Annotated in this window: 23 protein-coding genes; 14 read left to right on the forward strand and 9 right to left on the reverse strand. The window is 69.5% G+C overall.

Annotated elements, in window-relative coordinates; translation table 11 throughout:
* Positions 1 to 340: 340 nt before the first annotated feature.
* The 3 genes from AC07FN_RS32390 to AC07FN_RS32400 form a co-directional block, all read right to left on the reverse strand.
* The gene (locus AC07FN_RS32390) at positions 341 to 1885 is read right to left on the reverse strand and encodes an FAD-dependent monooxygenase (protein ID WP_478399094.1); all 1545 of its coding nucleotides are present in this window, start codon (positions 1883 to 1885) and stop codon (positions 341 to 343) included.
* Positions 1886 to 1965: 80 nt separating this feature from the next.
* Positions 1966 to 2592, reverse strand: a complete 627-nt coding sequence (locus AC07FN_RS32395; RefSeq protein WP_478399038.1) for an acyl-CoA-like ligand-binding transcription factor — start codon at positions 2590 to 2592, stop codon at positions 1966 to 1968.
* Positions 2593 to 2774: 182 nt separating this feature from the next.
* Positions 2775 to 4118 carry an MFS transporter gene (locus tag AC07FN_RS32400; protein WP_478399039.1) on the reverse strand — a complete coding sequence of 448 codons (1344 nt, stop codon included), beginning with the start codon at positions 4116 to 4118 and terminating at the stop codon, positions 2775 to 2777.
* Positions 4119 to 4468: 350 nt separating this feature from the next.
* Here AC07FN_RS32400 and AC07FN_RS32405 point away from each other — a divergent pair, with 350 nt between their 5' ends.
* Both AC07FN_RS32405 and AC07FN_RS32410 read left to right on the forward strand, forming a co-directional pair.
* Positions 4469 to 5635, forward strand: coding sequence for an acyl-CoA dehydrogenase family protein (locus AC07FN_RS32405; protein ID WP_478399040.1), 1167 nt, complete (start codon positions 4469 to 4471; stop codon positions 5633 to 5635).
* 68 nt (positions 5636 to 5703) lie between these two features.
* Positions 5704 to 6900 carry a CaiB/BaiF CoA transferase family protein gene (locus tag AC07FN_RS32410; protein ID WP_478399041.1) on the forward strand — a complete coding sequence of 399 codons (1197 nt, stop codon included), beginning with the start codon at positions 5704 to 5706 and terminating at the stop codon, positions 6898 to 6900.
* A gap of 36 nt (positions 6901 to 6936) precedes the next feature.
* Here AC07FN_RS32410 and AC07FN_RS32415 read toward each other — a convergent pair whose 3' ends face one another.
* Positions 6937 to 7164, reverse strand: coding sequence for a hypothetical protein (locus AC07FN_RS32415; RefSeq protein ID WP_478399042.1), 228 nt, complete (start codon positions 7162 to 7164; stop codon positions 6937 to 6939).
* A 26-nt stretch (positions 7165 to 7190) separates the two neighbouring features.
* Between AC07FN_RS32415 and AC07FN_RS32420 the strand changes: the two genes are divergently transcribed.
* The 4 genes from AC07FN_RS32420 to AC07FN_RS32435 all read left to right on the forward strand — a co-directional run bounded on the left by AC07FN_RS32420 (position 7191) and on the right by AC07FN_RS32435 (position 10300).
* Positions 7191 to 7475, forward strand: coding sequence for an Lrp/AsnC family transcriptional regulator (locus tag AC07FN_RS32420; protein WP_478399043.1), 285 nt, complete (start codon positions 7191 to 7193; stop codon positions 7473 to 7475).
* A gap of 173 nt (positions 7476 to 7648) precedes the next feature.
* Positions 7649 to 8350, forward strand: coding sequence for a type 1 glutamine amidotransferase domain-containing protein (locus tag AC07FN_RS32425; RefSeq protein WP_478399044.1), 702 nt, complete (start codon positions 7649 to 7651; stop codon positions 8348 to 8350).
* 89 nt (positions 8351 to 8439) lie between these two features.
* A complete protein-coding gene (locus tag AC07FN_RS32430) occupies positions 8440 to 9738 on the forward strand; it encodes a VanZ family protein (protein ID WP_478399045.1) in 1299 nt (432 codons plus the stop codon).
* Between the two features lie 91 nt (positions 9739 to 9829).
* The gene (locus tag AC07FN_RS32435) at positions 9830 to 10300 is read left to right on the forward strand and encodes an Hsp20/alpha crystallin family protein (RefSeq protein WP_478399046.1); all 471 of its coding nucleotides are present in this window, start codon (positions 9830 to 9832) and stop codon (positions 10298 to 10300) included.
* 129 nt (positions 10301 to 10429) lie between these two features.
* Here AC07FN_RS32435 and AC07FN_RS32440 read toward each other — a convergent pair whose 3' ends face one another.
* Together AC07FN_RS32440 and AC07FN_RS32445 are read right to left on the reverse strand one after the other, a co-directional pair.
* A complete protein-coding gene (locus tag AC07FN_RS32440) occupies positions 10430 to 11749 on the reverse strand; it encodes an MFS transporter (RefSeq protein WP_478399047.1) in 1320 nt (439 codons plus the stop codon).
* Between the two features lie 185 nt (positions 11750 to 11934).
* Positions 11935 to 13767, reverse strand: coding sequence for a phosphoenolpyruvate carboxykinase (GTP) (locus AC07FN_RS32445; protein ID WP_478399048.1), 1833 nt, complete (start codon positions 13765 to 13767; stop codon positions 11935 to 11937).
* 555 nt (positions 13768 to 14322) lie between these two features.
* On the opposite strand from AC07FN_RS32445, the gene AC07FN_RS32450 reads away from it, so the two are divergent.
* The 3 genes from AC07FN_RS32450 to pqqC all read left to right on the forward strand — a co-directional run bounded on the left by AC07FN_RS32450 (position 14323) and on the right by pqqC (position 17403).
* Positions 14323 to 14787: an MSMEG_3727 family PQQ-associated protein gene (locus tag AC07FN_RS32450; RefSeq protein ID WP_478399049.1), complete on the forward strand. Its 465-nt coding sequence runs from the start codon at positions 14323 to 14325 to the stop codon at positions 14785 to 14787.
* Between the two features lie 13 nt (positions 14788 to 14800).
* On the forward strand, positions 14801 to 16486 hold the full coding sequence (locus AC07FN_RS32455; protein ID WP_478399050.1) for a PQQ-dependent dehydrogenase, methanol/ethanol family: 1686 nt from the start codon (positions 14801 to 14803) through the stop codon (positions 16484 to 16486).
* A 233-nt stretch (positions 16487 to 16719) separates the two neighbouring features.
* The gene (pqqC, locus tag AC07FN_RS32460) at positions 16720 to 17403 is read left to right on the forward strand and encodes a pyrroloquinoline-quinone synthase PqqC (protein WP_478399051.1); all 684 of its coding nucleotides are present in this window, start codon (positions 16720 to 16722) and stop codon (positions 17401 to 17403) included.
* A gap of 3 nt (positions 17404 to 17406) precedes the next feature.
* Here pqqC and AC07FN_RS32465 read toward each other — a convergent pair whose 3' ends face one another.
* Positions 17407 to 18426: a sodium:calcium antiporter gene (locus AC07FN_RS32465; protein WP_478399052.1), complete on the reverse strand. Its 1020-nt coding sequence runs from the start codon at positions 18424 to 18426 to the stop codon at positions 17407 to 17409.
* 383 nt (positions 18427 to 18809) lie between these two features.
* On the opposite strand from AC07FN_RS32465, the gene AC07FN_RS32470 reads away from it, so the two are divergent.
* On the forward strand, positions 18810 to 19403 hold the full coding sequence (locus AC07FN_RS32470) for a protoglobin domain-containing protein (RefSeq protein WP_452616786.1): 594 nt from the start codon (positions 18810 to 18812) through the stop codon (positions 19401 to 19403).
* 159 nt (positions 19404 to 19562) lie between these two features.
* Here AC07FN_RS32470 and AC07FN_RS32475 read toward each other — a convergent pair whose 3' ends face one another.
* A complete protein-coding gene (locus AC07FN_RS32475; protein WP_478399053.1) occupies positions 19563 to 20834 on the reverse strand; it encodes a C39 family peptidase in 1272 nt (423 codons plus the stop codon).
* 510 nt (positions 20835 to 21344) lie between these two features.
* On the opposite strand from AC07FN_RS32475, the gene AC07FN_RS32480 reads away from it, so the two are divergent.
* From AC07FN_RS32480 to AC07FN_RS32495, 4 genes are all read left to right on the forward strand, one after another.
* Entirely contained in the window at positions 21345 to 22289 is a 945-nt protein-coding gene (locus tag AC07FN_RS32480) for an NAD(P)/FAD-dependent oxidoreductase (protein WP_478399054.1), read from the forward strand.
* Between the two features lie 499 nt (positions 22290 to 22788).
* On the forward strand, positions 22789 to 24018 hold the full coding sequence (locus AC07FN_RS32485; RefSeq protein ID WP_478399055.1) for a wax ester/triacylglycerol synthase domain-containing protein: 1230 nt from the start codon (positions 22789 to 22791) through the stop codon (positions 24016 to 24018).
* A gap of 29 nt (positions 24019 to 24047) precedes the next feature.
* Positions 24048 to 24269, forward strand: a complete 222-nt coding sequence (locus tag AC07FN_RS32490) for an acyl carrier protein (RefSeq protein WP_478399056.1) — start codon at positions 24048 to 24050, stop codon at positions 24267 to 24269.
* 1 nt (position 24270) lies between these two features.
* Complete coding sequence (locus tag AC07FN_RS32495) at positions 24271 to 25893, forward strand: (2,3-dihydroxybenzoyl)adenylate synthase (protein ID WP_478399057.1); 1623 nt, start codon at positions 24271 to 24273, stop codon at positions 25891 to 25893.
* Here AC07FN_RS32495 and AC07FN_RS32500 read toward each other — a convergent pair.
* On the reverse strand, positions 25888 to 26619 hold the full coding sequence (locus AC07FN_RS32500; protein ID WP_478399058.1) for a methyltransferase domain-containing protein: 732 nt from the start codon (positions 26617 to 26619) through the stop codon (positions 25888 to 25890). The genes AC07FN_RS32495 and AC07FN_RS32500 overlap by 6 nt on opposite strands.
* Positions 26620 to 26792: the final 173 nt, after the last annotated feature.

Consider the following 26792-nt stretch of genomic DNA (forward strand, 5'->3'; position numbering starts at 1 on the left):
CGGCAACAACGTCGCGAACTTCGCCGCCAGTGACCGCTCGACCTCTACCGCAACCGCCATACCCCATGATGATCGATATCAAGCTAAAAGATCAAGTTATTTCCCGGCAATCCCTAAGGGATTTTTTCAGAATGGGGCTTGCGTGGCGGTGCGGGTAGCGGCCCCCTGCGGGAATTACAGACGCCGTCTGGACTCCGGGATCCCCGACTTATGTATGACCAATACACGGCGCTGGGGCTGTCCTCGCCAAGAACCCCGACGGGGTGGGCGCTGTCTGAGAACCCGCGGCGGTGCGAGCTGAGTCCCACACTTCATGCGGCGCACGCCGCATTCTGAACCCCTAAGGCGAACCGGGGCCGAACCACGTGGTCAGGGCCTCGCGGAGGCTGCGTCGCTCCTGGGCGTCCGGTTGCGCCGAACTCGACGCCCAGGCGACGTAGCCGTCCGGCCGCAGCAGCATCGCGGTCGGCGAAGTCCCGGCGCGGCCGCTGACCGCCTCCACCCGGTCGGTCCAGCCCGCGAGGTCTTCGGACAGCCCGGCGCCTTCGGTCATGTCCAGCAGGAGCGGCCGGGCGTTCGCGGTCAGCTCGGCGAGCCGGACGCTGCCGGTCCCGGTGTCGATCAGCAGGTCGGGCGCCCACCGGCCGATCAGCGGGTGCGTTGCGCTGGTGCCCATCTCGTAGCGGATGTCCGCGCCCGCCATCATGTCCGCGATGTGCTTGATGTTGCGCGGCTCGTGGAGGAGCTCGCCGAAGAGTTCCCGCAGTGCGGTGGTCTCGCCACCGGGCGCGAGCAGCGCCGACTGGGCCTGGGTGTGCATGACCACTCGCCGGGCCACCGGCCGCCGCTCGGCCTCGTAGCTGTCCAGCAAGCCGGGCGGCGCCCAGCCCTGCAGCTCGGCGGCGAGCTTCCAGCCCAGGTTCGCGGTGTCCTGCAGGCCCAGGTTCAGGCCGGGGCCGCCGATCGCCGAATGCACGTGGGCGGCATCGCCGACCAGCAGCACCCGCCGGTCCCGGTACCGGTCCGCCAGCCGGGTGTTGCCGCCCGTCAACCGGCGCGTGAGGTGCGGGCCGTCGCCTTCCGGCGGCTCCAGCGGCAGGTCCACCCCGAGCACCCGGCGTGCGCTCGCGCGCAGTTCGTCCAGCGTCAGCGCGGTTTCGTCGGCCGCTGCCGAGCCCCACTCCATTGTGGACAAGGCCGTTCGGCCGTCGAGGAACGGTGCGTACGCCAGCACTCCTCGCTCGGTGCGGTGGTGCATGAACGGCGGGATGACGCCGTAGTCGGGGACGTCCAGGCCGCCCGTCGCCGGATCGACCAGCGAGCTCGGAATGCTGACGTGCGCGAGGCGCGAAACGACGTTCTCCTTGGTGACACCGGAGAAACCGATGCCGGAGAGCTTGCGCGTCGGGCTGTGCCCGCCGTCCGCACCGACCAGGTAGCGGGCGCGCAGCCTGTAGTGGCCGTCCGGCCCGGCGACGTCGATGGCGACCGCATCGTCGTCCTGGGCCAGCCCGACGAGTTCGTGCCCCCAGCGGATTTCCACACCGAGCTCGACGGCGCGTTCTTCCAGGACCTGCTCGATGCGGCGTTGCGGCATCTGCATCAGGTACATCGGGTTGTCCTCGATGGCGCTCAGGTCCAGCGGCATCGCGCCGAACACGAACACCGGAGCGGGTTGCGGCGGCTCGGGGCTCCCGCTGAAGCGCTGGTGCAGGCCCCGGCGGTCGAGCATCCGCACCACCTGCCCGACCAGGCCGTTGGCCCGCTGCGCGGTCGCGCGCTCCGGGAGGCGTTCAAGCACCAGCGGCTTCGTTCCGGCCAGGCTCAGCTCGCAGGCCAGCATCAGCCCGTTCGGGCCGGCGCCCGCGATCACGACATCGTCGATCACGAGTTTTCTCCTTGTTGTGGCGGAAAAAGGCATGGTCGATCGACCCGGCGGCGCCGGGTTGTCCGGTTGTGGGGTTGTCAGGGAACGGGCAGTCCGTTGGCGAGCTGCTGGAACGCGTCGCGCAGCACCGGAGCCATCGGGGTGGGCTCTTCGGCGCTCAGCCAGTGCTCGATGGATGCGGCGATCGCGACTCCGACGGCTCCGGCCACCAACCGCGGGTAGATGTCGCGCGCCGGGTCGGTGCCGGTGCGCTCGGCGATGGCGGCGGCGAGCTCGGCCTCGGCCGTGGCGTTGGCCCTGATGAACTCGCCCTGCAGCGCAGGTTCGGAAATCATCAGCCGAACGCCGTCGACCCACTGCCGGTCCGGTTGGTCCTCGCCGGTGCCCTGCCCCAGGGAGAAGCGGGCCATCGCGGCGTTGGTGATGGCCTCCCACAGCGGCTCGGATTCCGGCCGCGCGCGCAGTTCCACCGAGATCTGGCGGGCCCGTTCCAGGTGTCGCGCGGCGATGGCCTCGCCCTTGCCGGCGAAGTAGTTGTTGAAGGTGCGCGGGGATACGCCGACCTCGGCGGCGATGTCCTCGACGCGCACGTTGTCGAATCCCCGCTCCACGGCGAGGCGGATGGCCGCCCAGCTCAGGGCGAGGCGGGTCTCCTGCTTCTTGCGCTCCCGCAAGCCCGGCCGCTCGTGCTCCTCTGCACCCATGACGACCACGCTACTGGAATTTTGCGAGCCACGCAAAAATGCGTGATCGGAAAAAATTGTCGCCAGCGTTCACGAGACGGCGCGGCCGTGTGGGAGCGCCGTTTTCGCGCGAAAACGCCGCCCGGCGAGGTGCCGGGCGGCGGATGGGGCCTGGGACCGCGGATCGGGCAGTCCCAGGACGGTCAGGATCGGACGGCTTCCTCGGTGGGCGCGGGTTCGGCCGCCTCGGCCCTCTTCGTCTGGTCGAACAGCGCGCCCACGCCGATGAACAGCGCCCCGGCGACGAACAGCAGCGAGACTCCCCAGGTGGCGTGCGTGGGCGACGCCGTCACCAGCGCCAGCGCCGCGAGCGGGGCGAGGCCGCCGGAGAAGGCCCCGCCGACCTCCCGGCCGGTGCCGAGGCCGGACACCCGCACCTTGGTGGGGAACTGCTGGGAGAGGAACGCGCCCTGCGCGGCCAGCATCGCGGGCACCACCACGCCGGTGGCGAGGATCAGCGCGATCCAGATGTAGAGGCTCTGACCCGAGTCGAGCAGCCAGAAGAACGGGAACGCCAGCGCCGCCGTGGCGATCGCGCCGGTGACGATCACCTTCTTGGCGCCCACCGAGTCGCAGATGCGGCCCGCGATGGGCACGGTGAGGATCGCGCACGCGCTGGCCAGCGAGATGCCGAACGCGCCGACGTTGGCCGCGACGTCGCGGAACTCGCTGAGGTAGGACAGCGAGAACGTCTTGAAGATGTAGCTGACGCCGTTGTAGCCGATGGTGATCGCCATGACCACGGCCAGGCCGCGCCAGTCCGACTTGATCAGCGAGCGCAGCGGCTTGGCCTTCTTGCGGGCCGAGGTGTCGCGCGCGATCTTCTCGAACTCCGGCGTCTCGGGCATCTGGCGGCGCACCCAGAAGCCGAGCGCGACGAGCAGGAAGCTGGCGATGAACGGGATGCGCCAGCCCCAGTCGTAGAGGAACTCGTTGCCGAAGCTCGTCAGCACCGTCACGGTGAGCGACGAGACGAACAGCCCGATGTTGACGCCCAGTGCCGGCCACGAGCCCAGCCGGCCGCGCGACTTCTCGTCGGCGTGCTCGTAGGCCACCGCGATCGCGCTGCCCAGTTCGGCGCCCGCGCCGAGGCCCTGCAGCAGGCGCAGGACCACCAGCAGGATCGGCGCGGCGATGCCGGCCGAGGAGTAGGTCGGCAGCAGGCCGATCAGCCCGGAGGAGATGCCCATCAGCAGGAACGTCGCCGACAGCACGATCTTGCGCCCGTACTTGTCGCCGAGGATCCCGAAGATGATGCCGCCGAACGGGCGGGCGAGGAAGCCGACCGCGAAGGTCGCCATCGCCGCCAGGGTGGCGGTGGTGGGGTTGCTCGCCGGGAAGAACAGGCGCCCGAACACCAGGGCGGCCATCGAGGCGTAGAGGTAGAAGTCGAACCACTCGAGGGCGGATCCGATCACTACGGCGGGTCCGACGGCCTTGCGGGAGGACGGCTCGGGACGAGCCGTCGCGCCATTGTGCAGCGTCATTGCTTGGGTCCCTCTTGACGGGTGGTCGTCGATGCGTGGTCGATCGCGATGTGTGTTGTTCGGATATAGGAACTGCGGCGAATCTAGGAAGTGAACCGGGTCACTGTCAAGCGGTTCGCCGCGGGTAGTCGCCCGACTCCTGATTTGTGCTGGGTTTCGTCGATCTTCATGCGCTTCGAGGCCGCGATCCGACGGTTGACAGACCGGGTGCCGGTCGATCATCGTGTCCCGATAGCTGGATTAGTTGTTCGTATTTAGGAACAGATCGATCGCGTGGCCGGTCCGCGGCCCGGGTTGGTCGACGTGTCGCCGCTGGTACGGGCACCAGGCACGCCGGAAAGGAAAGCGCCATGCACTTCGAACTGACCCCGGACCAGCAGTCCCTGCGGGCGGGCGCGCGCGAACTGGCGCGCAGCTTCCCCGACGAGTACTGGGCCGAGCGCGACGCGAACAACGAGTTCCCGTGGGACTTCTACAACGCCTTCGCCGAGGGCGGCTGGCTGGGCATCGCCATCCCCGAGGAGTACGGCGGTGGCGGGCTCGGCATCCTCGAAGCGGCGCTGCTGCTGGAAGAGGTGGCCGCCTCGGGCGCCGGGATGAACGGCTGCAGCACCATGCACCTGACGATCTTCGGCCTCAACACGATCGTCAAGCACGGCAGCGAGGAACTGCGCAAGGAGGTCCTCCCGGCGGCGGCCGAGGGTTCGCTGCACGTCTGCTTCGGCGTCACCGAGCCCGACGCGGGCACCGACACGACCCGGATCTCCACGTTCGCCAAGCCCGTGCCCGGCGGCTACGTCATCAACGGCCGCAAGGTGTGGATCACCAAGGCGGGCGACTCGCAGAAGATGGTGCTGATCGCCCGCACCACCCGGCGCGAGGAGGTCGACCGCGCGACCGACGGGATGTCGCTGTTCCTCATCGACATCGACCCCGGGCACGTGCACCTGAGCCCGATCCCCAAGCTGGGCCGCAACGCGGTCTCCTCCTACGAGGTCGTCATCGACGACCTGTTCGTGCCCGAGAGCGCCCGCGTCGGCGCCGAGGGGCAGGGCTTCAAGTACCTGCTCGACGGCCTCAACCCGGAGCGGATCCTGCTGGCCCACGAGGCGCTGGGCATCGGCCGGGCCGCGCTCGACCGCGCGGTGCGCTACGCGAAGGAACGCGTCGTCTTCGACCGGCCCATCGGCCAGAACCAGGGCATCGCGTTCCCGCTCGCCGAGGCGGCGACCCGGCTCGACGCGGCCGAGCTGATGGCCCGCAACGCGGCGTGGCGCTACGACCAGGGCCTGTCCTGCGGGCGGGAGGCGAACATGGCCAAGTGGCTGTGCGCCGACGCCGGCTTCCAGGCGGCCGACCAGGCGATCCAGACCCACGGCGGCATGGGCTACGCCCGCGAGTACCACGTGGAGCGGTACTTCCGGGAGTCGCGCATCCTCCGCCTCGCCCCGGTCAGCCAGGAAATGGTCCTGAACTACGTGTCCAACCACGTCCTCGGCCTACCCAAGTCCTACTGAGAACGCGCCGGGGTCGCCTTGTGCGCAGGAAGTTCCGCAACCACTGATCGAAACGGGGATCTTCGCCCATGACCGCTCCGAACGGCAGCCTCCGCGGCGTTCGCGTCCTCGACCTGTCGCGCATCCTCGCCGGTCCGCTGTGCACCCAGATGCTGGCCGACCACGGCGCCGAGGTGATCAAGGTCGAGCCGCCCGCGGGCGACGACACGCGCACCTGGGGGCCGCCGTTCGTCAGCGAGACCATGAGCGCCTACCACACGGGGATCAACCGCAACAAGAACAACATCTGCCTGGACTTCGCCTCGCCGGGCGGGCAGCGGGTGCTCGACGAACTGCTGCGGGACGCGGACGTCGTGGTGGAGAACTTCAAGGCGGGCACGCTGGCCAAGTGGGGCTTCTCCGACGAGGCGATCGCGGAGCGCTGCCCCCGCCTGATCCACTGCCGCATCACCGGTTTCGGCGTCGACGGGCCGATGGGCGGCATGCCCGGCTACGACGCGATCCTGCAGGCCTACGGCGGGCTGATGAGCATCAACGGCGAACCGTCCGGGCCGCCGCTGCGCGTCGGAGTGCCCATTGTGGACATGGTGACCGGGATCTACGCGTTCTCCGGCGTGCTGCTCGCGCTCCACGACCGGCACGCCACCGGGCGCGGCCAGCTGGTGGACTGCACGCTGCTCGACACCGCGATTTCGTTGCTGCACCCGCATTCCCCGGGCTGGCTGGTCTCCGGGAAGCTCCCGCAGCGCACCGGATCGGCGCACCCCTCCATCGCCCCGTACGACACCTTCGAGGCCGAGGACGGCCAGATCTTCATCGGGGTCGGCAACGACCGCCAGTTCCGCCACTTCGCGGAGCTGCTCGGCATCCCGGACATCGCCGAAGAAGCGCGGTTCGCGACGAACGCCGACCGGGTCCGCAACGTCGCGGAGCTGCGCCCGCTGATCATCGAGCGGATCGCCGTCCACCGCCGCCACGACCTGGCCCGCAGGCTGCTGGACCGCGGCGTGCCGGCGACGCCGGTGCACGACGTGGGCGAAGCGCTGACCGATCCGCAGGTGCTGCACCGGAACATGGTGGTGGAGCGGGACGGCTACCGGGGCACCGGAATCCCGATCAAACTCGGCCGAACGCCCGGCGAGGTCCGCACCGCGCCGCGCGAGAAAGGTGCGGACACCCGCCGGATCCTCGCCTCCCTGGGTTACACGCCCGACCAGATCGCGGAGCTGATCGAGGCCGACATCGCCCGGAGCACCGACGCCTAGTTGACGGCTCAAGCGGCGGTCGCGCGTGCCACCGGGCTAGTCCGCTCGTGCGGTGGCAACGGGTTGGCGGATGTGTTCGAGCGCCTGCCCGAGCGCGGCCCGGTTCTGCGGGTTGAACCACCTCGCTCGTAGGGCCTCGTTGTTGCCTCCGGGGGTTTCGTGTGCTCGACCGAGCTCGGGCAGGTCGGTGCGTTCATCGGCGAGGGCTGCGTTGACGCCCGAGAACATGCTGCGCACGTAGCCCTCCGCCGCGCGGGAATCCACTCGTCAACACCGAGCACGCCCCGTCCTTGGCGCAGGCGCTCGTCATGCTGACCCTGGTCGAGGAATCCCTCGACCATCACCGGCGCATCGCGGACCGGCTCCGGGCGCTGCCGGAGGTCCAGCAGTGCTACGCCCTCTCGGGCCGATGGGACTACGCCGTGCTGCTCACGGCCGCATCGATCCGAGACCTCAGGGACTTGAGCGACGACCTGTTCAAGAGCGACGACAACATCCGGCGGTACGACACGATGTTCGTCCTCGACACGGTGCAGAGCGGCTCCGCGCTGCCGGGCGCGTTCCTGCTCCCTTGACATCTCCGATCCGGAGCGGTGGCGGTTGCGTGAATCAACAACGGGAAATCACGACGAAGATCGCGGTTCGCGACCGGGCTTTTCCGGGGCTAGCCTGGTTCTCGTCTTAGTTCGACTGCCGGTGATCGGTCTTTCGCCGGGGTGCGCCGGAAATTCGGGGGGATGATTCGGAAATGGCAAGGAAGAACAGGATTCTCATCGTCGTCACGAATGTTCCGGAGTACCGGAAGGCCGGGATGCGGACCGGTTTGTGGCTCGGGGAGCTGACGCATTTCTGGGACGTCGCCGAACGGGCCGGTTTCGAGATGGACATAGCGAGTCCGGCGGGCGGGATGGTCCCGCTGGATCCGGAAAGCCTGTCGCACGAAGTCCTGTCCGAACTCGGTACCGAGCGGCACTACCGGGACCGGGAGTTCATGGATCTCCTGGAGGACACGAAGCGGATTTCCGAGGTCGACTTCGACGACTACGACGCGATCTACCTGACCGGCGGGCACGGCGTCATGTTCGACTTCCCGCAGAGCGCCGACCTGGAGGGCCTGATGGCCCGGTTCTACGAGGCGGGCAAGGTGGTCTCCACCGTCTGCCACGGCGCGACGGGCCTGCTCAACGTCCAGCTCTCCAGCGGCGAACCGCTGATCAGGGGCAAGCGCGTCACCGGCTTCTCGTGGCCGGAAGAGGAATTGGCGAATCGCGCCGACGCCGTGCCGTACAACCTCCAGGAAGAACTCGCGAAGCTCGGCGCCGATTACCGCACCGCGGACGAACCGTTCGAGTCCTACGTCGTCGAGGACGGCCGGCTGATCACCGGCCAGAACCCCGGCAGCGCCAAAGCCGTCGGCGAGGCGGTGGTCCGGCAACTGGCCGAGGTGTGACGCCGGGTCGATGCGACTTCCCGGTGACCTCGGTCACCGGGACTTCCGGACCGAATATCACGATTTGACCCGTCATTCCGATTCCGGAAATGATGTGCGTCGTGCCCAGCGCTTATCTGCTGCCGATCAAAACCGCGGTGATCGTCTTCCCGCTGCTCGCCCTGGTGTTGTTCGTGCCCGCGGCGGTGGTGACATACCGCCGGCACGGCGTCATGACCAGTTGGCGGACGTTGTCCTTCTACAGCTTCCTGTTCTACTCGCTCACCGCGTTCTTCATGACCGTCGTGCCGCTGCCCGGCCCGTCGGTCGACGTGTGCGCGAAGTACCCCAGGGTCGCGCATCCGCAGCTGGTGCCCGGCAACACCTTCGCCGACATCTGGAAGGAGGCGGAGGGACAGGTCAGCCTGAGCGCGCTGGTGATCCACAACCCGGCGGTGCTGGAAACCCTGCTCAACCTGCTCCTGCTGCTCCCGCTGGGCGTCTACCTGCGCTTCCACTTCCGGCTGAACTTCGCCGCTGCCGCGGCGATCGGCCTCGGCACCTCGCTGTTCTTCGAGTTCACCCAGTTTTCCGGGCTGTGGGGCGTCTACGAGTGCCCGTACCGGCTGTTCGATGTGGACGATCTCATCGTCAACACCGGCGGAGCCATGATCGGCTGGGCCATCGCGGGGCCGCTGACCCGCTGGCTGCCGACCCTGGACAACCTGGACGACGCGGCGCTGGCACGACGTCCGGTGCCGCTGGGCAGGCGGTTCCTCGCGCTGCTGATCGACCTGTGCGCGCTGCCGTTCGTCATGCTGTTCACCACCCTGCTCTGCGTGGTGGTCTTCGACTCGTCCAGCTGGCTGCTCGGCATGGTGCTGGCCGTGGCGCTCTGGTTCGTGCTGCTGCCCTGGTGGCTGGGCGGCACGCCGGGCAAGAGGCTGCTGCTGCTCAAGCTGGTCGGCCCGGACGGGAAGCGGCCCGAGCTGTGGCGGCTGCTGCTGCGGGCCGCGGTGCTGGCCATCCCGATGCTGCCGATCCCGGTGGTCACGAGCTTGGCGGTGCTGGTCACCGCGGCGGCGTTGTTCCGCGTGATGGGGGCCGGCCTGGACCGCTTGTCCGAGGTGCCGTCGCTGGCGCTGGACCTGATCAGCGGGGATCACGTGGTGGAAGTGCTGGTGGCCGCCGCGATATTCGGGCTGGTCTGCCTGCTGCCCGTGGTGTTCTTCATCGCCCTGTGGCGCCACCCCGAGCACCACGGCCTGCACGAGCGGTTCTCTGGGGTGAGCAACGTCGCCATGCCGCACAAGCGCGCACGCACTCCGCAGCCCGCCTCCGACGCCGACGCCGACGCCGACACCGGTGCTGACACCGGCGCCGAGAAGACCACGACGATCGAGCGCTGACGCCCGGCGTCAGCCGTCGGCGGCGGTTTGGTGCCGGCGCGATGGCGGGTAGGCCGAGGTCGGGACTCACGTGTGGTGGGGAGGGATCGGCATGGCTGAGCGGATGCCCGCCCGGCGCGGCGAACGCCGGGAGTGGGGTGGGGCGCCGGATGCGTGGCAGGAGCCGTTCCGCGAGCTGGAGGAGCTCTGGGACCGCATGGGGCAGCTCTTCGATCCCGGGTGGGCCATGACGCGGACCGGCGTCGCGTGGCAGCCGATGGTCGACGTGGAGGAGACCGAGAACGCCTACTTGTTCGATGTGGATCTGCCCGGCGTGGCGCGGGACGATATCACGGTCGAGGTCCGCGGCCAGGAGTTGTGGATCACGGGCGAGCTGAAGGAGAAGGAGCGCACGGGGGTGCTGCGGCGCAAGATGCGGCGCACCGGGAGCTTCTCGTTCCGCGGCAGCCTGCCCGGCGAGGTCGACGCGGACGAGATCGAGGCCAACCTCGTGGACGGCGTGCTCTCGGTGAAGGTGCCCAAGAGCAAGGAGAGCACCTCGCGCCGCATCGAGATCAAGTGACCCGGCGTCTACATCGGACTGATTCCTTCCGGACACCGCAACGTTCTGGCTCCACGAGGATTCTGCGGGCCACCGCTCGCCGCCGAGTTTCGCTTGAGGATCGCGAGTCCTGCGCGGACATCCGACCGGTCATGCCTCCATGTGGTGCGGGTCGGGCTGCGCGGACGCGGCGGGAGGCGTCGAGCGGCGGGGCATCAGCAGCAGCGCGATCAGCGAGATGACCGCGCAGAGCACGATGTACCAGCTGATCCCGGTGCTGGAGCCGGTGGACTGCAGGAGCGTCGCGGCGATCAGCGGTGCGGGGCCGCCCGCGATGACCGAGGCGAGCTGGTAGCCGAGGCCGGCGCCGCTGTAGCGGATGTTGGTGCCGAAGCTCTCCGCGATCAGCGCCGCCTGCGGGCCGTACATGACGGCGTGGACGATCAGGGACACGACGATCGCCAGCAGCACCAGGCCCGAGGACCTGGTGTCCAGCAGGGCGAAGTACGGGAAGGCGTACAGGCCGGCGCACACGATGCCGATGCCGTAGACGAGCCGGCGGCCGAAGAGGTCCGACAGGTGGCCGAACAGCGGAACGCTGATCAGGCCGACCGCGGCCGCGACCAGCGTGGCGTTGAGCAGCTCGCTGCGCGGCATTTCCAGGTGCTTCGTGCCGTAGGTCAGCACGAACGTGATGAACAGGTAGAACGGCGCCTGCTCGGCCAGCCGCACGAACGCGGAGGTGAGGATCTCCCTCGGGTGCTTCCGGATCGCGGCCCACACCGGCTGCCGCTCGACCGCCTGCTGTCGCTTGACCTCGGCGAAGTCGGGGCTCTCCAGCACCCGCAGCCGCACCCACAGACCGACCGCGATCAGGACGACGCTGAGCAGGAACGGCACCCGCCAGCCCCAGGTCTCGAACGCGTCGCCGGTCGCCGCGCTGGACACCCCCACCGCGGCGGTGGACAGCAGCAGCCCGAGCGGCACGCCGACGTGCGGCAGGCTCGCCATCAGGCCGCGGCGGGACGCGGAGCCCCATTCCATGGACATCAGCACCGAACCGCCCCACTCGCCGCCGACGCCGATGCCCTGCGCGATGCGCAGCACGACCAGCAGCACGGGTGCGACGAAGCCCAGCGTGGCGTACCCGGGCAGCACGCCGATGAGCACCGTGGCGATGCCCATGACCAGCAGCGTGGTGACCAGGGTGGCCTTGCGGCCGATCCGGTCGCCGTAGTGCCCGAAGATCGCGGCGCCGACCGGGCGCGCGGCGAAGCCCACGAACAAGGTGCTGAACGATTCGAGCACGCCGGCGCTGGGGGAACTGCCCGGGAAGAAGATCTTGGGGAACACCAGGGCGGCGACGGTCCCGTAGAGGAAGAAGTCGTACCACTCGATCGTCGTGCCGACCGTGCTGGCGATGACGGCGCGGCGGCGGTGCGTCCGATAGGAATCGGTGCCCTTCGACATGGCGAGCCTCCATTGGCCGAGCCACTCAACCAACTTTGGATCGAAAGCCTGCAATCCCGCACCCGGACTGTCAAGCACGCCGAAGACCCGTATCCGACTCGTTGCGATCGGGTGCACCGCGGCCTCCGCGTCCCCGCACCGGCGGCGCGGAGGTGCACGAGTGTCCTCAGCGGATCAGTGGCGCGTCAGCTCCCGGCCAGGCGTTCGCGGAGCCCGGCCAGCTGCTCCTGGAGGGTGCGGGGCACCTTTTCGCCGATGGTGGCGAACCACTCTTCGATCAGCGGGAGTTCGGCCCGCCACTCCGCCGCGTCGACCGCGAGCGCCGCTTCGACGTCGGCCGGGTCGGTGGAGAGCCCGGTCAGGTCGAGGTCGGCCGCCGCCGGGACCAGGCCGATCGGGGTCTCCGCGGCGTTCGCGGTGCCCTCGACGCGGCCGACGATCCACGCCAGGACCCGCGAGTTCTCCCGGAACCCCGGCCACAGGAAGCGGCGGTCCGCGCCGCGGCGGAACCAGTTGACGTGGAAGATCTTGGGCAGCTTCGCCGGCTCGGCCCGTGCGCCGGTGGTCAGCCAGTGCCCGAAGTAGTCGCCGGCGTGGTAGCCCATGAACGGCAGCATCGCCATCGGGTCACGGCGGACGACGCCGACCTCGCCGGTGGCGGCGGCGGTGGTCTCCGAGGACAGGGTGGCGCCCATGAACACCCCGTGCGTCCAGTCGCGCGACTCGGTGACCAGCGGAATCGTGGTGGCCCGGCGGCCGCCGAAGAGGATCGCCGAGATCGGCACGCCCGCGGGGTCGTTCCACTCCGGGGCGACGATCGGGCACTGCTCGATGGGGGTGCAGAACCGGGAGTTGGGGTGGGCGGCCGGCTCGCCGCCGCCCGGCGTCCAGTCGCGGCGCCGCCAGTCGGTCAGGTGCGCCGGGGGCTGCTCGGTCATGCCTTCCCACCAGACGTCGCCGTCGTCGGTGAGCGCGACGTTGGTGAAGATGGTGTTGCCCTGCTCGATGGTCCGCATGGCCACCGGATTGGTGTGGTAGCCGGTGCCCGGGGCGACGCCGAAGAACCCGAACTCGGGGTTGACCGCGCGGAGCCGGCCGTCGTCGTCGAAGCGCATCCAGGCGATGTCGTCGCCGAGCGTTTCGGCCGTCCAGCCGGGCACGGTGGGCTGCAGCATCGCCAGGTTCGTCTTGCCGCACGCGCTGGGGAACGCTGCGGCGATGTAGTGGACGGTGCCGTGCGGCGACGTCAGCTTGAGGATGAGCATGTGCTCGGCCAGCCAGCCCTCGTCGCGGGCCATGGCCGAGGCGATGCGCAGCGAGTAGCACTTCTTGCCCAGCAGCGAGTTCCCGCCGTAGCCGGAGCCGAAGCTCCAGATCGTCCGCTCCTCGGGGAAGTGGCTGATGTACTTCGTCGGGTTGCAGGGCCACGGCACGTCGGCCCGGCCCGGGTCCAGCGGCGCCCCGACGGAGTGCAGGGCCTTGACGAACTCGCGTTCGCCGCCGTCGCGACCGATGAACTTCTCCAGCGCCCCGGTGCCCATCCGGGTCATCACGCGCATCGAGAGCACCACGTAGGCGGAGTCGGTGATCTCCACGCCCAGCTTGGGGGCCTCGGCGTCCAGCGGGCCCATGCAGTACGGGATCACGTACAGGGTGCGACCGCGCATGCAGCCCCGGTAGAGCTCCGCCATGGTCGACTTCATCGCCGCCGGGTCCATCCAGTTGTTGGTCGGCCCGGCGTCCTCCTCGCGCCGCGAGCAGATGAAGGTGCGGTCCTCCACGCGCGCGACGTCGCCGGGGTCGGAGGCGGCCCAGAACGAGTTCGGCTTCGCCGCCAACCGCACCAGGGTGCCTGCCGCGACGAGCTCGGTGGTCAGCCGGCGCCACTCCTCGTCGCTGCCGTCGCACCACACCACCTGCTGCGGGGTCGTCAGTTCGGCCACTTCCCGCACCCACGCCACGAGGGCCCGGTGGGTGGTCGGTGCCTGGTCCAGGCCGGGGATCGCGGTGGTGGTCATCGTGATTCTCCTTGCGGCGGCGCGATAGTGCACTGTGGACGATGGCGCCCGCCGTCGGTGCCCAGATCGTCCAGCGGTCGACGCCACCGGTTCCGGGCCTTCGCGGTCATCGTCCCCACAGCTCGTCGAAGCTCCGCGGAACGGCGCTTTCATCATCTGCGCGCTCGACGAACATCGCAAATGCTTCCGGTCGCACCCGCGTTCGCCTCGCCCGCCGCAGCCGTCACGGTCGTGCGGCTGATCGTTTCCCCTTGCGTGGCAATGCGTTTCCGCTCGTCGGATCGGCTTACGAAAGCCGCTGCGGCAGAGCTATCCTGCATCTGCAATGGGATCCACGCGACGGGGAGGTGTCGGGTGGCCCAGGCGAGGTCGGAGCATGCCGGTTGCGCGAGGCAACCGGTGTCGAAGGCCCTGCGGCATTTCCCGGCCGTCCCGTTCGTCCGGCGCGCCTTCGCGCCTTCCGGGAACTTATCGACGGCGGTCGATCCTGCGCTGGGGGTCCGCCACCGTGAACCGGGTGCACGGGCGTTGCCTCGGTGCTAGGAGGTGAATGCGATGGCGACCGCCTCAGGGGAGCTGTCGGCACTGGTGAGCGAACTCGGGTTGGACAAGCAGAACGGCGCGTCGCTGGGGCGGCTGGTCGCCCACGGCGGCCTCGGGCACGCCGAGGAGGACTCCGAAGGCCGCATGCACGCGCGGGTCCGGATCCCGGTCGACGAACTGATCTGGGACCCGTCGATCCTCGTGCTGCCGCACGGCGGCGACCTCGAACTGGAGCTCGTCAACGACGACCAGAACACGCACTGCGCGCTGCTGCCGAGCAACGGCGACCGGCAGTTCATCTGGTTGCCGGTCCAGTCGCGCGGCACGGCGAGCATCAACCTCGACGGCCCGGGCTACTACTGGTACACGTCCCCCATCGGCAACGACGAAGGCCGCGGCCTGGTCGGCGTGATCGCCGTTCTCGGCGACGTTCCGGAGCACGCCCGCCTCGACCGCCCGGCCCAGCCACGACCCTAGGAAGGAGCGGGTGATGGCGGAATACGTGCAGGCAGGGCATGCCGTGAGCCAGGCGTCGCTGAGCGGCCTGGCCGGGACTGCGCCGCCGGTGGTCCAGAACGTCACGTACGAACGCATTCTCGAGGCCCGCTCGGAGCCGCAGAACTGGATCACCTACTACGGCGCCTACGACGGCCAGCGGTACAGCCCGCTGGACCAGATCAACGCGGAGAACGTCCGGCGCCTCGTGCCGGCCTGGGTGTTCCAGTCCGGCTCCGCCGGGATGCACGCGGGCGCGTCGACCTACTCCTTCGAGGCCGCCCCGATCGTCGTGGACGGTGTCATGTTCGTCTCCGGCTGGGACGGCTGGGCCTGGGCGCTGGACGCCCGGACCGGGGAGGAGCTGTGGCGGTACAAGCACGAGGTCCCGTACGACACGTCGCTGTGCTGCGGCAACGTGAACCGCGGGGTCGCGGTCGCGAAGGGGAAGGTCTTCTTGGTGACCCCGAACGCCCACCTGCTCGCGCTCGACGCCACCAACGGCAGGTGCGTCTGGGACGCGACGTACGGCGACGTGCGGGCGGGGGAGAGCGCGACGCTCGCCCCGCTGGTGGTGAAGGACCTGGTCGTCGTCGGCAGCTCCGGCGGCGAGTTCGGCGTGCGCGGCCACATCGACGCCTTCGAGCTGGAGACCGGGCGGCACGTCTGGCGGACCTACACGGTGCCGAAACCGGGCGAGCCGGGCTCCGAGACCTGGCCGGACGGCCCGGCCTGGACGCGCGGCGGCGGGAACTGCTGGGTCACCGGCAGCTACGACCCGGAGCTGAACCTCATGTACTGGGGTACCGGCAACCCGGCGCCGGACTTCGACGGTGCCGTCCGCGAGGGCGACAACCTCTACACCGACAGCGTCATCGCGGTGAACCCGGACAACGGCGAAATCCGCTGGCACTACCAGTACAACCCGCACGACCTGTGGGACTACGACAGCACGATGGAGCACATCCTGTTCGAGCTGGACGACCGGAAGCTGATGGCCCACTTCGACAAGAACGGGTACTTCTTCGTCCTCGACCGCACGAACGGCGAACTGGTCCGGGTGGCGCCGTTCGTGGATCGGATCACCTGGGGCGAGATCGAACCCGACGGCAAGGTGACCCCCAAGATCTACCCGGACGAGGAGGGGGTGGAGGTCCGCTTCTGGCCGGGACCGGCCGGCGGCAAGGAATGGACGCACGCGGCCTACAGCCCGCGGACGGGGCTGTTCTACGTGCCGGTGCAGGACGTCGGAGCCCTGGTCACGCGGCGGCGCAGGGAGTTCAAGGAGAGCATCCCCTACTGGGGCGCGAGCGTCACGGTGGATTCCGGTGACATGGCGGGCTCGGTGTCGGCCTTCGACCCGGCCACCGGCCGGGAGGCGTGGCGCTGGCGCAACGAGGTGCCCATGTGCGGATCCGTGCTGGCCACCGCCGGTGACGTGGTGTTCGCCGGGGAACCGACCGGGGAGTTCAACGCGTTCGACGCGCGCAGTGGCGAGCTGCTGTGGCAGTTCCAGACGGGCAGCGGCCACCACAGCAACCCGACGACCTACAGCGTCGACGGCAGGCAGTTCGTCGCGGTGCCGGTCGGCTGGGGCGCGTGGGTCGAGGGATTCCTGCCGGGGATGCTGGGAGCTCCGCACGGCGACGCCCTCTTCGCCTTCGCACTGCCGCAGGACTAGGGAGAGTGTTTCGAAATTGTTTTGCGTAGCGGTGCGGGTAGCGGCCCCCCTGCGGGAATTACCGCTGCCCCCTCGCTGTGGGATCCCCGACATCATGAATGCCAATTCACCACGTCGGGGCTGTCCTCGCGAGGAGACATCTGAGGACCCGCGGCGGTGCGAGTTGAGTCCCGCACCGCAAGCGGCTACCGCCGCTTCTAAGACACGACCAAGCTGCCCGGAGTGGTAACGCCGTGACCGCTGACGTCGACGGCTTCACCGCCGCGCTGCGCGCCCAGGCGCAGCGCTACCACGACCAGCACCCGTTCCACATCAGGATGAACGCGGGTCTGCTGGGGCGGCAGCAGATCCGGGGATGGGTGGCGAACCGCTTCTACTACCAGGAGAACATTCCCCGCAAGGACGCCGCCATCCTCGCCAACTGCCCTGACCGCGAGGTCCGGCGCCGCTGGGTCCGGCGCATCCTCGACCACGACGGCACGGCGGGCGGGGAAGGCGGCATCGAGGCGTGGCTGCGCCTGGCCGAGGCGGTGGGGCTGAGCCGCGAGGAGGTGCGATCCGAGCGTCATCTCGTCCCCGGGGTGCGGTTCGCGGTGGACGCGTACGTCACCTTCGCCCGCACGCGGCCGTGGACCGAGGCGGTGGCGTCCTCACTGACCGAGCTCTTCGCGCCCGATCTGATGTCCGAGCGCCTCGCCGCGTTCGAGCGCTGCTACCCCTGGATCGACCGCGACGGCCTCGGCTACTTCCGCGACCGCCTGACCCAGGCCCCTCGCGACGCCGAGCACGCCCTGCGGGTGGTGGTCGAACGCTGCCGGTCCGCCGACGAGCAGGCGCGCGCCGTGGCGGCGCTTTCGTTCAAGTGCGACGTGCTCTGGAGCATCCTCGACGCCATCGACCACGCCTACCCGGACTGACCGTCACGACTCGACCGGAATGCCGCCGAACACGGCGAAGCTGACGGCCCAGTAGGCGGCGTAGCAACCGAGCAGCGCGAAACCGTGCCACCGCTTCAACCGGCCGGTGTGCAGGAAGTACGCGGCGAGGACGGTCATGGCGACGAGTACCGGCAGGTGCCACCGGAGCACGTCCGGGCCGACCGTGATGCTGCCGCCCGAGAGCACGATGACGCCGAGCTTCGCCGTGACCGAGAAGACGAGGCTCCCGATGACGTTCCCGATCCCGATCGCCGGCACGCCCTTGCGGATCGGCTCCACGGTGAGGAAGACGTCCTCGATGGTCAGCACGAAAGTGACGATGGTCGCGCCGAACACGGTGCCCGCGATCCCGTAGTCCTGGAGGATGTCCTTGGTACCGGTGCTCATCGCCGCGGCGCCGACGACGAGCCCGGCGAGAGCGAGCACCGCCAGCCCGAGGTTGGCCCAGCCGGGCCGTTCGCGGGCCGCGGCGAACGGGATCTCGGCGGAGAAGGATTCCCCGCTCGGCCGGGCGTTTCCCTCCGCCGTTTCGCCGCACACCTCGGTGTTGCGGAACGTCGGTGTTTCCCGCCGGAATTCCTGCACGAGGATGTAGCCGAGGAACAGCGCGAAGAGCCCGAGCAGCAGCACTCCCTGGACGGCCGTGAGCGGCGCGGTCAGCGCGAACGCGGCCAGCACCAGCGGCGCGGCCGCGAAGATGGCGAGGTAGTCGAGGGGGACGCGCACTGCGGCGGGAGTGATGATCGCGGCGAGCGCGAGCACGATTCCGGTGAACGAGATCGCGGTCCCGAGCACGAGCCCGAGCGACACCTCTTCGAGGTCTTCGAGGTTCAGCGCGACGCCGAGGACGATGTCGTCGAACTCGATGCCGGTGAAGACGACGGCGAGGAAGAACACCGAGATGCTGAGCAGGGAAGCGGCGCCGGCGAGGTACCCGATGAGCTTCTCGGCGCTGCAGATCAACAGCACCGCCCCGGCGACGAAGAGGAATGTCGAGGCCATGACGGAAAGCGCCTCCTGCCACCGCTGCGCAACACCCAGTCCACCACGCCCGACGACACCCCGAAAGTCGAGCGGACTCGAACTGCCGGTCGAGGAGCGCAAACGTTTCCGCGGGCAGAAGGTCGTGAGCGGTTTGGAGCTCTACAGCAGACCAAAGCACTCACGACCTCGGGGCCAGGCCGTGCCGGACTTCGGCGGCTCGAACCCCGCGAGATCCGGAGTGGGCGGTCTTCGACCGTGTGTGCGGTTCCCGGACGACGACATCGTCCATTGTGGAGTTCGAAGTGCGCTTGCCGCGTAGATCTCCGGCTTCGGCGCGGCGATAGGGCGCTGGGATCCGGGTACTCCCAGGGCGATGGGTTGTCGACGACAGGGAGCATCCGATGGGCACCGCGCACCGCATTCCCGGCTACACCTACGGCGAGCCGCAGGTCGAGCACTCGCCGGTCACGATCGCCGAGCTGGACGCGCTGAAGGAGACGCTGTTGTGGACCGACTCGGACGACGAGGCGCTGCGCATGGCCGGTGACGTCCTCGCCGACCAGGTCGGCGACGTCGTGGCCACCTGGTACGACTACGTCGCCGCGCATCCGCACCTGGTCGCCTACTTCGGGCCTCCCGGCGGCGCGCCGGACTCGGAGTACCTGGAGCGGGTCCGCGCGCGGTTCGAGCAGTGGATCCTCGACACCTGCAGGCGCCCGTACGACGGCGTCTGGCTCGACTACCAGCAAGAGATCGCGCTGCGCCACACCCCGGCGAAGAAGGACCAGACCGACCACGTCGATGCGGTCGACCGGGTGCCGCTTCACTACATCATCGCCTTCATCTACCCGATCACGGCAACGATCCGGCCGTTCTTGAGCGCGAAGGGGCACGGCGAAGAAGACGTCGAACGCATGTACCAGGCCTGGTTCAAGGCAGTGACGCTGCAGGTCGCGTTGTGGAGCCGCCCGTACGCGCGCGAAGGCGACTGGTGAACCTCAGGATCTTCCTGAGCCTGCACGTGCTGATCGCCCGCCGCCGAGTAGGTCCGGCCACCACGCGCGGGCTCGAGCAACGCGGTGCTGACGGCCAATTTCATCGGCGTGGCCCTCGCTGAAGGGCACTGGCCGCCGGCCGAGCGCGGCACCGGAGCGTCATCCCGCGGGGGCGTGGCCGGGCGGGGCGATGATGTAGGCGATGCCGCCGGGGGCGTCGGCGACCTTGCCGGCGGCGTCGCGGCGTTTCGTGCGTTGCCAGACGTTCTCGAACTGGGCGCGGGGGTAGATCGTGCGGACCGCCGAGTTGTCGGAGGAGGCGGGATCGTTGGCGATGACGTCCCCGTCGGCGGTGAACCCGACGATGACCATGATGTGGCCGTCGGTGTCGTAGCCGGCGCCGTCGAGCTCGTCGGCGCGGAAGGATTGCGACGTGATCACGGGAATGCCGTTGCGGATGTACCGTTCCGCGTCGGCCAGCGAGGGCAGCCGGGTGATGTGCGCCTCCAGCCCGTAGGTGGCCGCGTACGCGGTGTTGAACGGCCAGTTCCCGGTGCCGTCGTAGGCGTAGTCGTAGGTGTGGCGCGCGGCGTGCTCGACGGCGGGATCGGGGTGCTGCGGATCGACCCAGGCCAGTTCCTGCGCGGACGGTCGCCTTCCCCAGTACTCGATGACCATCTCCGTCGACGTGGGGCTGCACCACGCCTCGCCGCCACCGCCGTACTGCGGATAGTGTCCACTGTGGATGTTCTGGGAATAGCGCGGCACCGGGAGTTCGACGCCCCAGGCGCCGCCGGGCCCGGAGGTGGGTACCTCGAACCGGTCCGGGACCGCCGACGCCATCGCGCCGACCATCGACAGCTCCGGCGAGGCCGGAGAGCCGGTAGCGCGGTACAGCGTGGCGCGGAGCTGGTACTCGGACAGCGTCGTCCCAGGGCCGGCGGTGAAGGTGTCGACGTTGACGGTGCCGTCGGCGTCGGACTGGCCGTCGACGCTCGTGCGGTGGATGTCGGCATCGCCGGACGCCCACCGGCCCAGCACGTACCAGCCGGTTTGCGCGCCCGTGCCGGTCCGGCCCCGCATCTCCACCTGCAGCCAGGTCCCGGGCGGGGTGGCCGCGTTCCAGGACGCGACCAGTTGGGTCGCCGCGAAGCCGATGCGGTGCGGCGGGGACGTCCACCGCGCGTACTCGTACTCGCGCGTCGTGCCCCCTTCGGCGGCGGGATGCCCGACGCTGCCGATCGGCTGATCGATGCGGATGCCCGCCCCGTCGCCGCGGATGCCTTCGGCGTTGCCGGACTGGAAGTCCGCCGCGGAACGCCACCGGTGGAAGTCGATGGCGGACCGCTCGTCGACCGGCGCGGGTTGCGAGCAGGAGACCGCGGTCGACGCCAGCACCCCGACGAGCCAGATCTTTCCCGGATTTCGCATCGGACACCTCAAATCGGCACCGCCCGCGCGGTTCGCCCCGATCCTCCGGAGTGTAGGTTTCCGGCCCGGTGTCGACCATGAGACTTTCGGTGGTGGGGCGAACGCGGAGCGTGATCGCGGTTTGTTAGGGTGCGAACCGCCGGTGAGGGCGGGATAGGCCGGAAAGCGCACCTGGGGATTCTTGAGCCCGCTAGTCCGGGCCCCGGCCGAATCCGACTGCTGTCGTCAACGGTGCTCAACCGTGTCGGTGTGGGGTTGCGGCGACATGGCCTGGGAAGTGCTGGGGAGAGCGACGAGCGCCGTTCGCGGAACTGACCAGCGGAATCATCGTCACCACCGTCGTGCGGAACGTCCTTGTCCTGCCCGGAGAACAGGGGCGGAAGGCGCTTGCGCGCGATGCGGCGGAGACGAGATCTCCAATCCCTGCCACGACGCGGAATTCCGGAATCGAAGAGATGGAGCTGCCGGCCTGGCCGGGACGGCGCAGGCGCGGCTGCGGAGGTGGGTTCGATGGACGCGATGGATTACGACGTAGTGGTGATCGGGGGCGGCGCGGCCGGTTTGACCGGTGGGATGGTGCTCGCGCGGTCCCGTCGGCGGGTGGCCGTCGTCGATGGCGGTGAGCCCCGCAATGCACCGGCCGATCACCTGCACGGGTTCCTGTCGCGGGACGGCATGGCCGCGGCGGAGCTGTACTCGGTCGGCCGCGACGAGGTGGCGCGCTACGGGGGAGAAGTCATCGGCGACCAGGTGCAGGGCGTCGAACGCGGTGCGGAGCGCGGATTCGTGGTGCGCACCTCCGACGGGCGGGAACTGACGACCCGGGCGGTCCTGATGGCCACCGGCCTGCGGGACGAACTGCCCGACATCCCGGGGCTTCGCGAGCGGTGGGGCCACGACGTGCTGCATTGTCCGTACTGCCACGGTTACGAGGTGCGGGATCTGCCGCTGGGAGTCGTCGGCGGCGAGAACCGGCCGTTCACCGTGCACCAGGCGCAATTGGTGCGGCAGTGGTCGTCCGACGTGGTGTTCTTCCCGAACCGGATCGTCCTGGCGGACGAGGAACGCGAGCGGTTGGCGGCCCGTGGCGTGCGGGTCGTGGAGGGTGACGTGGCGGGTGTTCTCGCCGACGACAACGGCGTGTGGGGCGTGGAGCTGGCCGATGGCGAGGTCGTGCCGCGGGCGGTGGTGTTCGTCGGTCCCCGGTTCGTGCCGCAGGACGGGTTGCTGAAGGGCTTGGGCTGCGAGCTGGGGGAGAACGGCTGGGTCTCCGTCGATCCCTCCGGGCGCACGAGCGTGCCGGGGGTGTGGGCGGCGGGCAACGTCATCGACAACCCGGCCCAACTGCTCAACGCCGCCGGCGCGGGCACGACCGCCGCCATCGCGCTGAACCACTACCTGCTGGCGGAGGACGTCGAACGGGCCGTCGCGGAGCACCGTTCGAACCGTCCGTGACGAACCGGTTCTCGGCCGGGGAGTGATCGAGGATTGCCGGGCCGCGTGCCGGAAATCGGTGCGCCGGCCCGCAATTCCGCCGCGAGGCGGAGATCGCATCGCCGGAGATCGGCAAATATGAGTCGGTTTTGCAATGAGGTTTTTCCATCCTCGTTTTGCGTGGCGGTGCGGGTGGCGGAACCTCAGCGCCCGCCTGGCTGTGGGTGCCCTGACTGATGTATGCCCAATACACGGCGTCAGGGCCGTCCTCGCCAGGCGAACGCTGAGAACCCGCGGCGGTGCAAGCGTCGTAGGTGGGCTATGCGCCTGCGGCGCATGCGACACCTCATCGACGTTTCACCTTTGCGGCCCGCGGCTGCGGGCGGATCAGGATGAAAAACGCTCAATTGTTGCCGGCCTGCCGGGTGTTACTCGATGGAGGCTTGTTCGGCGAATCAGGTTGCTGCTCGATTACCGCCTGGATACACATGGATCCGGCGGAAATCGAGAAAAGGGCAGCATGGACGACTTCTTGTCAGCTACCGAAGAACTCCTGGCCGGCGGCGTCGAACCCGCCGGAGTGGCCGCGCTCTTCTCCGGCGAGCCCCCGGACATGACCGAGCTGCGAGAGCGAGTGGCCGAGCGCTGGGGCCCGTTCTCCCGGCTGCGCCGGGTGCTTCCCGCCCAGGAGAGCCGCCTGCGACGCCGGCGCTGGACCGCGCTCGACAGGTTCGACCCGCGGCAGCAGGTCGTCGAAGGTGACGACCTGGAACTCGAAGCCCTCCTCGGCTCCCTCGTGGTCCAGCCGCTGCCGCGGGACATCCCGCCCTGGCGGCTGCACCTGGTGCGCCGGCCGTCGGGCGACGGATTCGCCCTGGTCCTGATCGCGCACCACGCGGTGCTCGACATGGAATCCTGCAAGATCCTCTTCTGCCACCTGCTGGACGGCCCCGCGCCCCGCGCTCGGGCCAGAACCGGCGCCCCGCCCGAATCGCCGTCCTTCCGGCGAACCGCGATGACCACCTTGCGCAACGTGCTGGTCGGCGGGCGAAGCCTGCCCGCCGCCGATGCCGAACCGGAGCTGGCCTGCGCGTCGGTCGATGCGGGACAACTGCGAGCCGTTCGCAGTGCGCTGCCAGGCGAAGGCGTGACCCCGACGGAAGTCCTGCTCGCCGGCGCGACCGGTGCCGTCCGCAGCGTGTTCGGCCGGCCGTACAACTGGCCGGGCAAGCCGGGCGAGTTGTACGCCGTGGTGCCCAAGAACCGCCGAACCGGGCAGAACGCGCAGGAACTCGGCAACATCCTCACGGGCGTGCGCGTCCCGCTGCCCGTCGCGGAGGACCGCCCGGAAGTGCGCCTGGCAGCGTGCCGGGGAGTGCTCGGTCGCGCGGACTCCGTGGACGGGGCCGCGCGGCTGCTCGACGCCGCGCTGACCCTCGGGCCCTGGGCGCTCCGCGCCGCCACCGCGCTCCTCACCTCGGCCAACTTCGCGTCGGTGCAATGCACCACGCTCCGGTGGACACCTGGCGCTTGGGCCCTCGGCGGAGCGCCCCTGCGACGCGTGGTCGCGATGCCGGACATTCCCGCGCCGGGGGCGATCAGCGTTTCCCTCGTGGGCTTCGCCGACTCCCTGAGCCTCAGCGTGCTCAGCAACACCCGCCCCGGCGACGCCCGGTCGCTGGCGGACGCCGTCGAGCGGGAGATCGCGCTGCTGGCCGACATCGCGGCGCGGGTCGGACCGGACAGGTGAGCGGAAACCCTTCGGAACAGGAGTTGGACATGCGGAACGAGGCTGCCCTGCACGAAATCCTGCAGGGACTCGGCGTGGCGGACGAGGAGATCCAGGCGGACACGCGACTGCAAGCGGATCTGGGCCTCGACTCCACCGAGATCACCGCGCTCGAACTGGAGCTGGAGCGCCGGTTCGGCGTGCGGATCGACCTGTGGAGCGCGACGGACTTCTCCGTGTCCGACCTCGACGTCCTCATCGAAGGGCGTTGAAGTGCCCGGCATTCCGGAAGAACGCGCACGCAGCTATCGCGAGGCCGGGTGGTGGCGGCCCGAGACCGTGCACGAACTCGCTCTGCGCCATGGGAAAGGCCTTCCGCACAAGTGCGCGCTGGTGTCCGGCGACCGGCGGATGACCTACGGGGAGCTGGCAGCCTCCGTCGATCGCGCGGCCGGAGGGCTCTCGGTGCGAGGTTTGCGGCGCGGCGACACGGTTGCGGTGCAACTGCCCAACGGCATCGAGTTCGTCGTACTCCTGCTCGCCCTGCTGCGGATCGGCGCGCTGCCGATGCTCCTCCTCCCGACGCTGCGGTCGTACGAGGTCGAGCGCATCCAGAAGTTGACCGGCAGCCGCGCAATGGCCCTGCCGCACCGGACGCGGCGGTTCGACCACCTCGCGATGGTCCGAGAACTCCGCCCTCGGCACCCGAACCTCGAGATGCTGCTGCTCACGGGCGAAGAACCGCCGTCCGGAAGCGACATCGTCGACCTGTCCGATCTGTGCAGCCCAAGCGCTTCCGGCTGCGACGCGGCACCCATCGACCGGCCACGGCAGCAGCACGCGGCTGTGCTGCTGCTCTCCAGCGGGACTTCCGGGCCGCCCAAGGTGATCGCCCGCACGCACGAGTCCCTCGGCCACATCATCCGGACCACCTCGGCGGTGACCCGGATCGACGCGAGCACCGTGTACCTCGCGGTCATGCCCGTCGCGCACGGGTTCGCCTTGTCCTGCCCGGGAATTCTGGGCGTCCTCACCGCCGGCGGGACGGTCGTGCTCGACAGCGCGGAGCACCCGCGCCGTGCGCTGCGCCTGATCGAGCAGGAGCGGGTGACCCATTTCGCCGCGGTGCCGGGGTTGCTCGGTCAGTGGTTGGCGGTGCTCGACGGGGAGCGCTTCGACACCTCAAGTCTCGTCGCGGCCCAGATCGGGGGCGCCAAGCTGGAACCCGATGCGGCGGAGCGGGCGCGTTCGGTGCTGGGGCCCGTCGTGCAGCAGGTCTACGGCATGACGGAAGGCTTGATCAACGCGACCAGGCTCGACGATCCGGCGGACGTGGTGTCATCCACGCAGGGGCGGCCGGTCTCGGCCGCAGAGGAGGTGCTGGTCGTCGACGACGGGGGCGCACCCGTTCCGCCCGGGCAGCCCGGGCAGCTGCTGACGCGAGGCCCGGCGACGATCGGCGGCTACTACCGGGACGCGGCGGCCACCGAAAACGCTTTCACCGCAGACGGTTTCTACCGGACCGGCGACCTCGTCCGGCAGCTTCCGAGCGGTGATCTCCAAGTCGTCGGGCGGATCAAGAACGTGATCAACCGCGGCGGCGAGAAGATCTGCGCCGAGGAGCTGGAACAGCTCGTCCGGGAGCTGGACAACGTCGCCGAGGTCGCGGCCGTCGCCGGCCCGCACCCGATGCACGGCGAGATCGTGTGCCTCTACGTGGTGCCGGCCGGCGACGTGGTCCCGGAACTGCGGGAGGTGCGCCTGCACCTGGAATCCCGCGGGGTGGCCCGGTACAAGATGCCGGAGCGGCTGGAGCTCGTCGACGCGATGCCGTTGATCGGGATGGGCAAGCTCGACCGCGCCGCGCTGCGCGAAGCCGCGGCGGCGCGGTCATAGCCCGTTCGCGGCGGTGATCTCCAGGAGCTGGAAGGTGACCGGGGCGTTCCCGGCCCGGTTCGTCGCCCGCTGCATCTCGGTGGCGCGCAGGCCCATCAGCGACGCGAGGGCTCGCAGCCGGGCGATGTCACCGAGGCTGTTGAAGCCCAGGAAAAGCCGCCCTTTCTCGGTCAGCCGCGCCAGTCCTTCCCGGAGGTAGCGGTCGTGCGCGGCGTAGCCGGCGTCGAAGATCGCCCGCTGCGTGGGAATGGTGTAGTCGAAATCCGCCGGTGCCGGGACCACATTGGAGTTCCAGAACACCACGTCGAAGCGCTCGTCGGGGTCCAAGGCGTCGAAGATGTCGCCGCCGAGCACCCGGACCCGGTCCGCCACTCCGTGGCGGGCGGCGTTCAGCTCGGTGTTGCGCACCGCCGCCGGGACGATGTCCACTGCGGACACCGAGGAGCAGCCGCGCAAGGCCGCGTTCACCGCGACCACCCCTGTGCCACAACCTATTTCGAGGAAGCTGCCGTCGTTCGGGTAAGGTAGCCATCGGGCGAACAGCTCGGTGGACGCGGTGTGGATCGGCGCGAAGACCCCCGGCAGAAGATCCCACCGGAGCCCGATCAGGTCGAACTCCGCCGGCCGGCCTTCGAGTTCGCCGTGCCGCTGCACCAGCCGCATGCCCACGTCGAACGATGATTGCTGAACGACCCCGGGCACCCGGGGCAATTCTCCCGTGGACATCTGGGAATTCTCCTAACGCACTACGGCGATTGCGATTGTTTTTTGCGTTCTTGCCCGGATCGGGCAGGAGAGGTCGGGTGGTACTCATCCTTGAGCACCACCCGCCCCGCTTCAATCATCCGAGAGCATGAAAATCGTTCCCAGCTGGCGGATTCGAGCCGCCACGCGTCGCG

This window comes from Saccharopolyspora sp. NPDC045941, assembly GCF_056431445.1.

What these genes read in the sequence shown, in the direction of transcription:
- AC07FN_RS32395 (WP_478399038.1), bottom strand. Translation starts at nt 2,592, where the DNA reads ATGGGTGCAGAGGAGCACGAGCGGCCGGGCTTGCGGGAGCGCAAGAAG.
- AC07FN_RS32400 (WP_478399039.1), bottom strand. Translation starts at nt 4,118, where the DNA reads ATGACGCTGCACAATGGCGCGACGGCTCGTCCCGAGCCGTCCTCCCGC.
- AC07FN_RS32405 (WP_478399040.1), top strand. Translation starts at nt 4,469, where the DNA reads ATGCACTTCGAACTGACCCCGGACCAGCAGTCCCTGCGGGCGGGCGCG.
- AC07FN_RS32410 (WP_478399041.1), top strand. Translation starts at nt 5,704, where the DNA reads ATGACCGCTCCGAACGGCAGCCTCCGCGGCGTTCGCGTCCTCGACCTG.
- AC07FN_RS32425 (WP_478399044.1), top strand. Translation starts at nt 7,649, where the DNA reads ATGGCAAGGAAGAACAGGATTCTCATCGTCGTCACGAATGTTCCGGAG.
- AC07FN_RS32430 (WP_478399045.1), top strand. Translation starts at nt 8,440, where the DNA reads ATGATGTGCGTCGTGCCCAGCGCTTATCTGCTGCCGATCAAAACCGCG.
- AC07FN_RS32435 (WP_478399046.1), top strand. Translation starts at nt 9,830, where the DNA reads ATGGCTGAGCGGATGCCCGCCCGGCGCGGCGAACGCCGGGAGTGGGGT.
- AC07FN_RS32440 (WP_478399047.1), bottom strand. Translation starts at nt 11,749, where the DNA reads ATGTCGAAGGGCACCGATTCCTATCGGACGCACCGCCGCCGCGCCGTC.
- AC07FN_RS32445 (WP_478399048.1), bottom strand. Translation starts at nt 13,767, where the DNA reads ATGACCACCACCGCGATCCCCGGCCTGGACCAGGCACCGACCACCCAC.
- AC07FN_RS32450 (WP_478399049.1), top strand. Translation starts at nt 14,323, where the DNA reads ATGGCGACCGCCTCAGGGGAGCTGTCGGCACTGGTGAGCGAACTCGGG.
- AC07FN_RS32455 (WP_478399050.1), top strand. Translation starts at nt 14,801, where the DNA reads ATGGCGGAATACGTGCAGGCAGGGCATGCCGTGAGCCAGGCGTCGCTG.
- AC07FN_RS32465 (WP_478399052.1), bottom strand. Translation starts at nt 18,426, where the DNA reads ATGGCCTCGACATTCCTCTTCGTCGCCGGGGCGGTGCTGTTGATCTGC.
- AC07FN_RS32470 (WP_452616786.1), top strand. Translation starts at nt 18,810, where the DNA reads ATGGGCACCGCGCACCGCATTCCCGGCTACACCTACGGCGAGCCGCAG.
- AC07FN_RS32475 (WP_478399053.1), bottom strand. Translation starts at nt 20,834, where the DNA reads ATGCGAAATCCGGGAAAGATCTGGCTCGTCGGGGTGCTGGCGTCGACC.
- AC07FN_RS32480 (WP_478399054.1), top strand. Translation starts at nt 21,345, where the DNA reads ATGGACGCGATGGATTACGACGTAGTGGTGATCGGGGGCGGCGCGGCC.
- AC07FN_RS32485 (WP_478399055.1), top strand. Translation starts at nt 22,789, where the DNA reads ATGGACGACTTCTTGTCAGCTACCGAAGAACTCCTGGCCGGCGGCGTC.
- AC07FN_RS32490 (WP_478399056.1), top strand. Translation starts at nt 24,048, where the DNA reads ATGCGGAACGAGGCTGCCCTGCACGAAATCCTGCAGGGACTCGGCGTG.
- AC07FN_RS32500 (WP_478399058.1), bottom strand. Translation starts at nt 26,619, where the DNA reads ATGTCCACGGGAGAATTGCCCCGGGTGCCCGGGGTCGTTCAGCAATCA.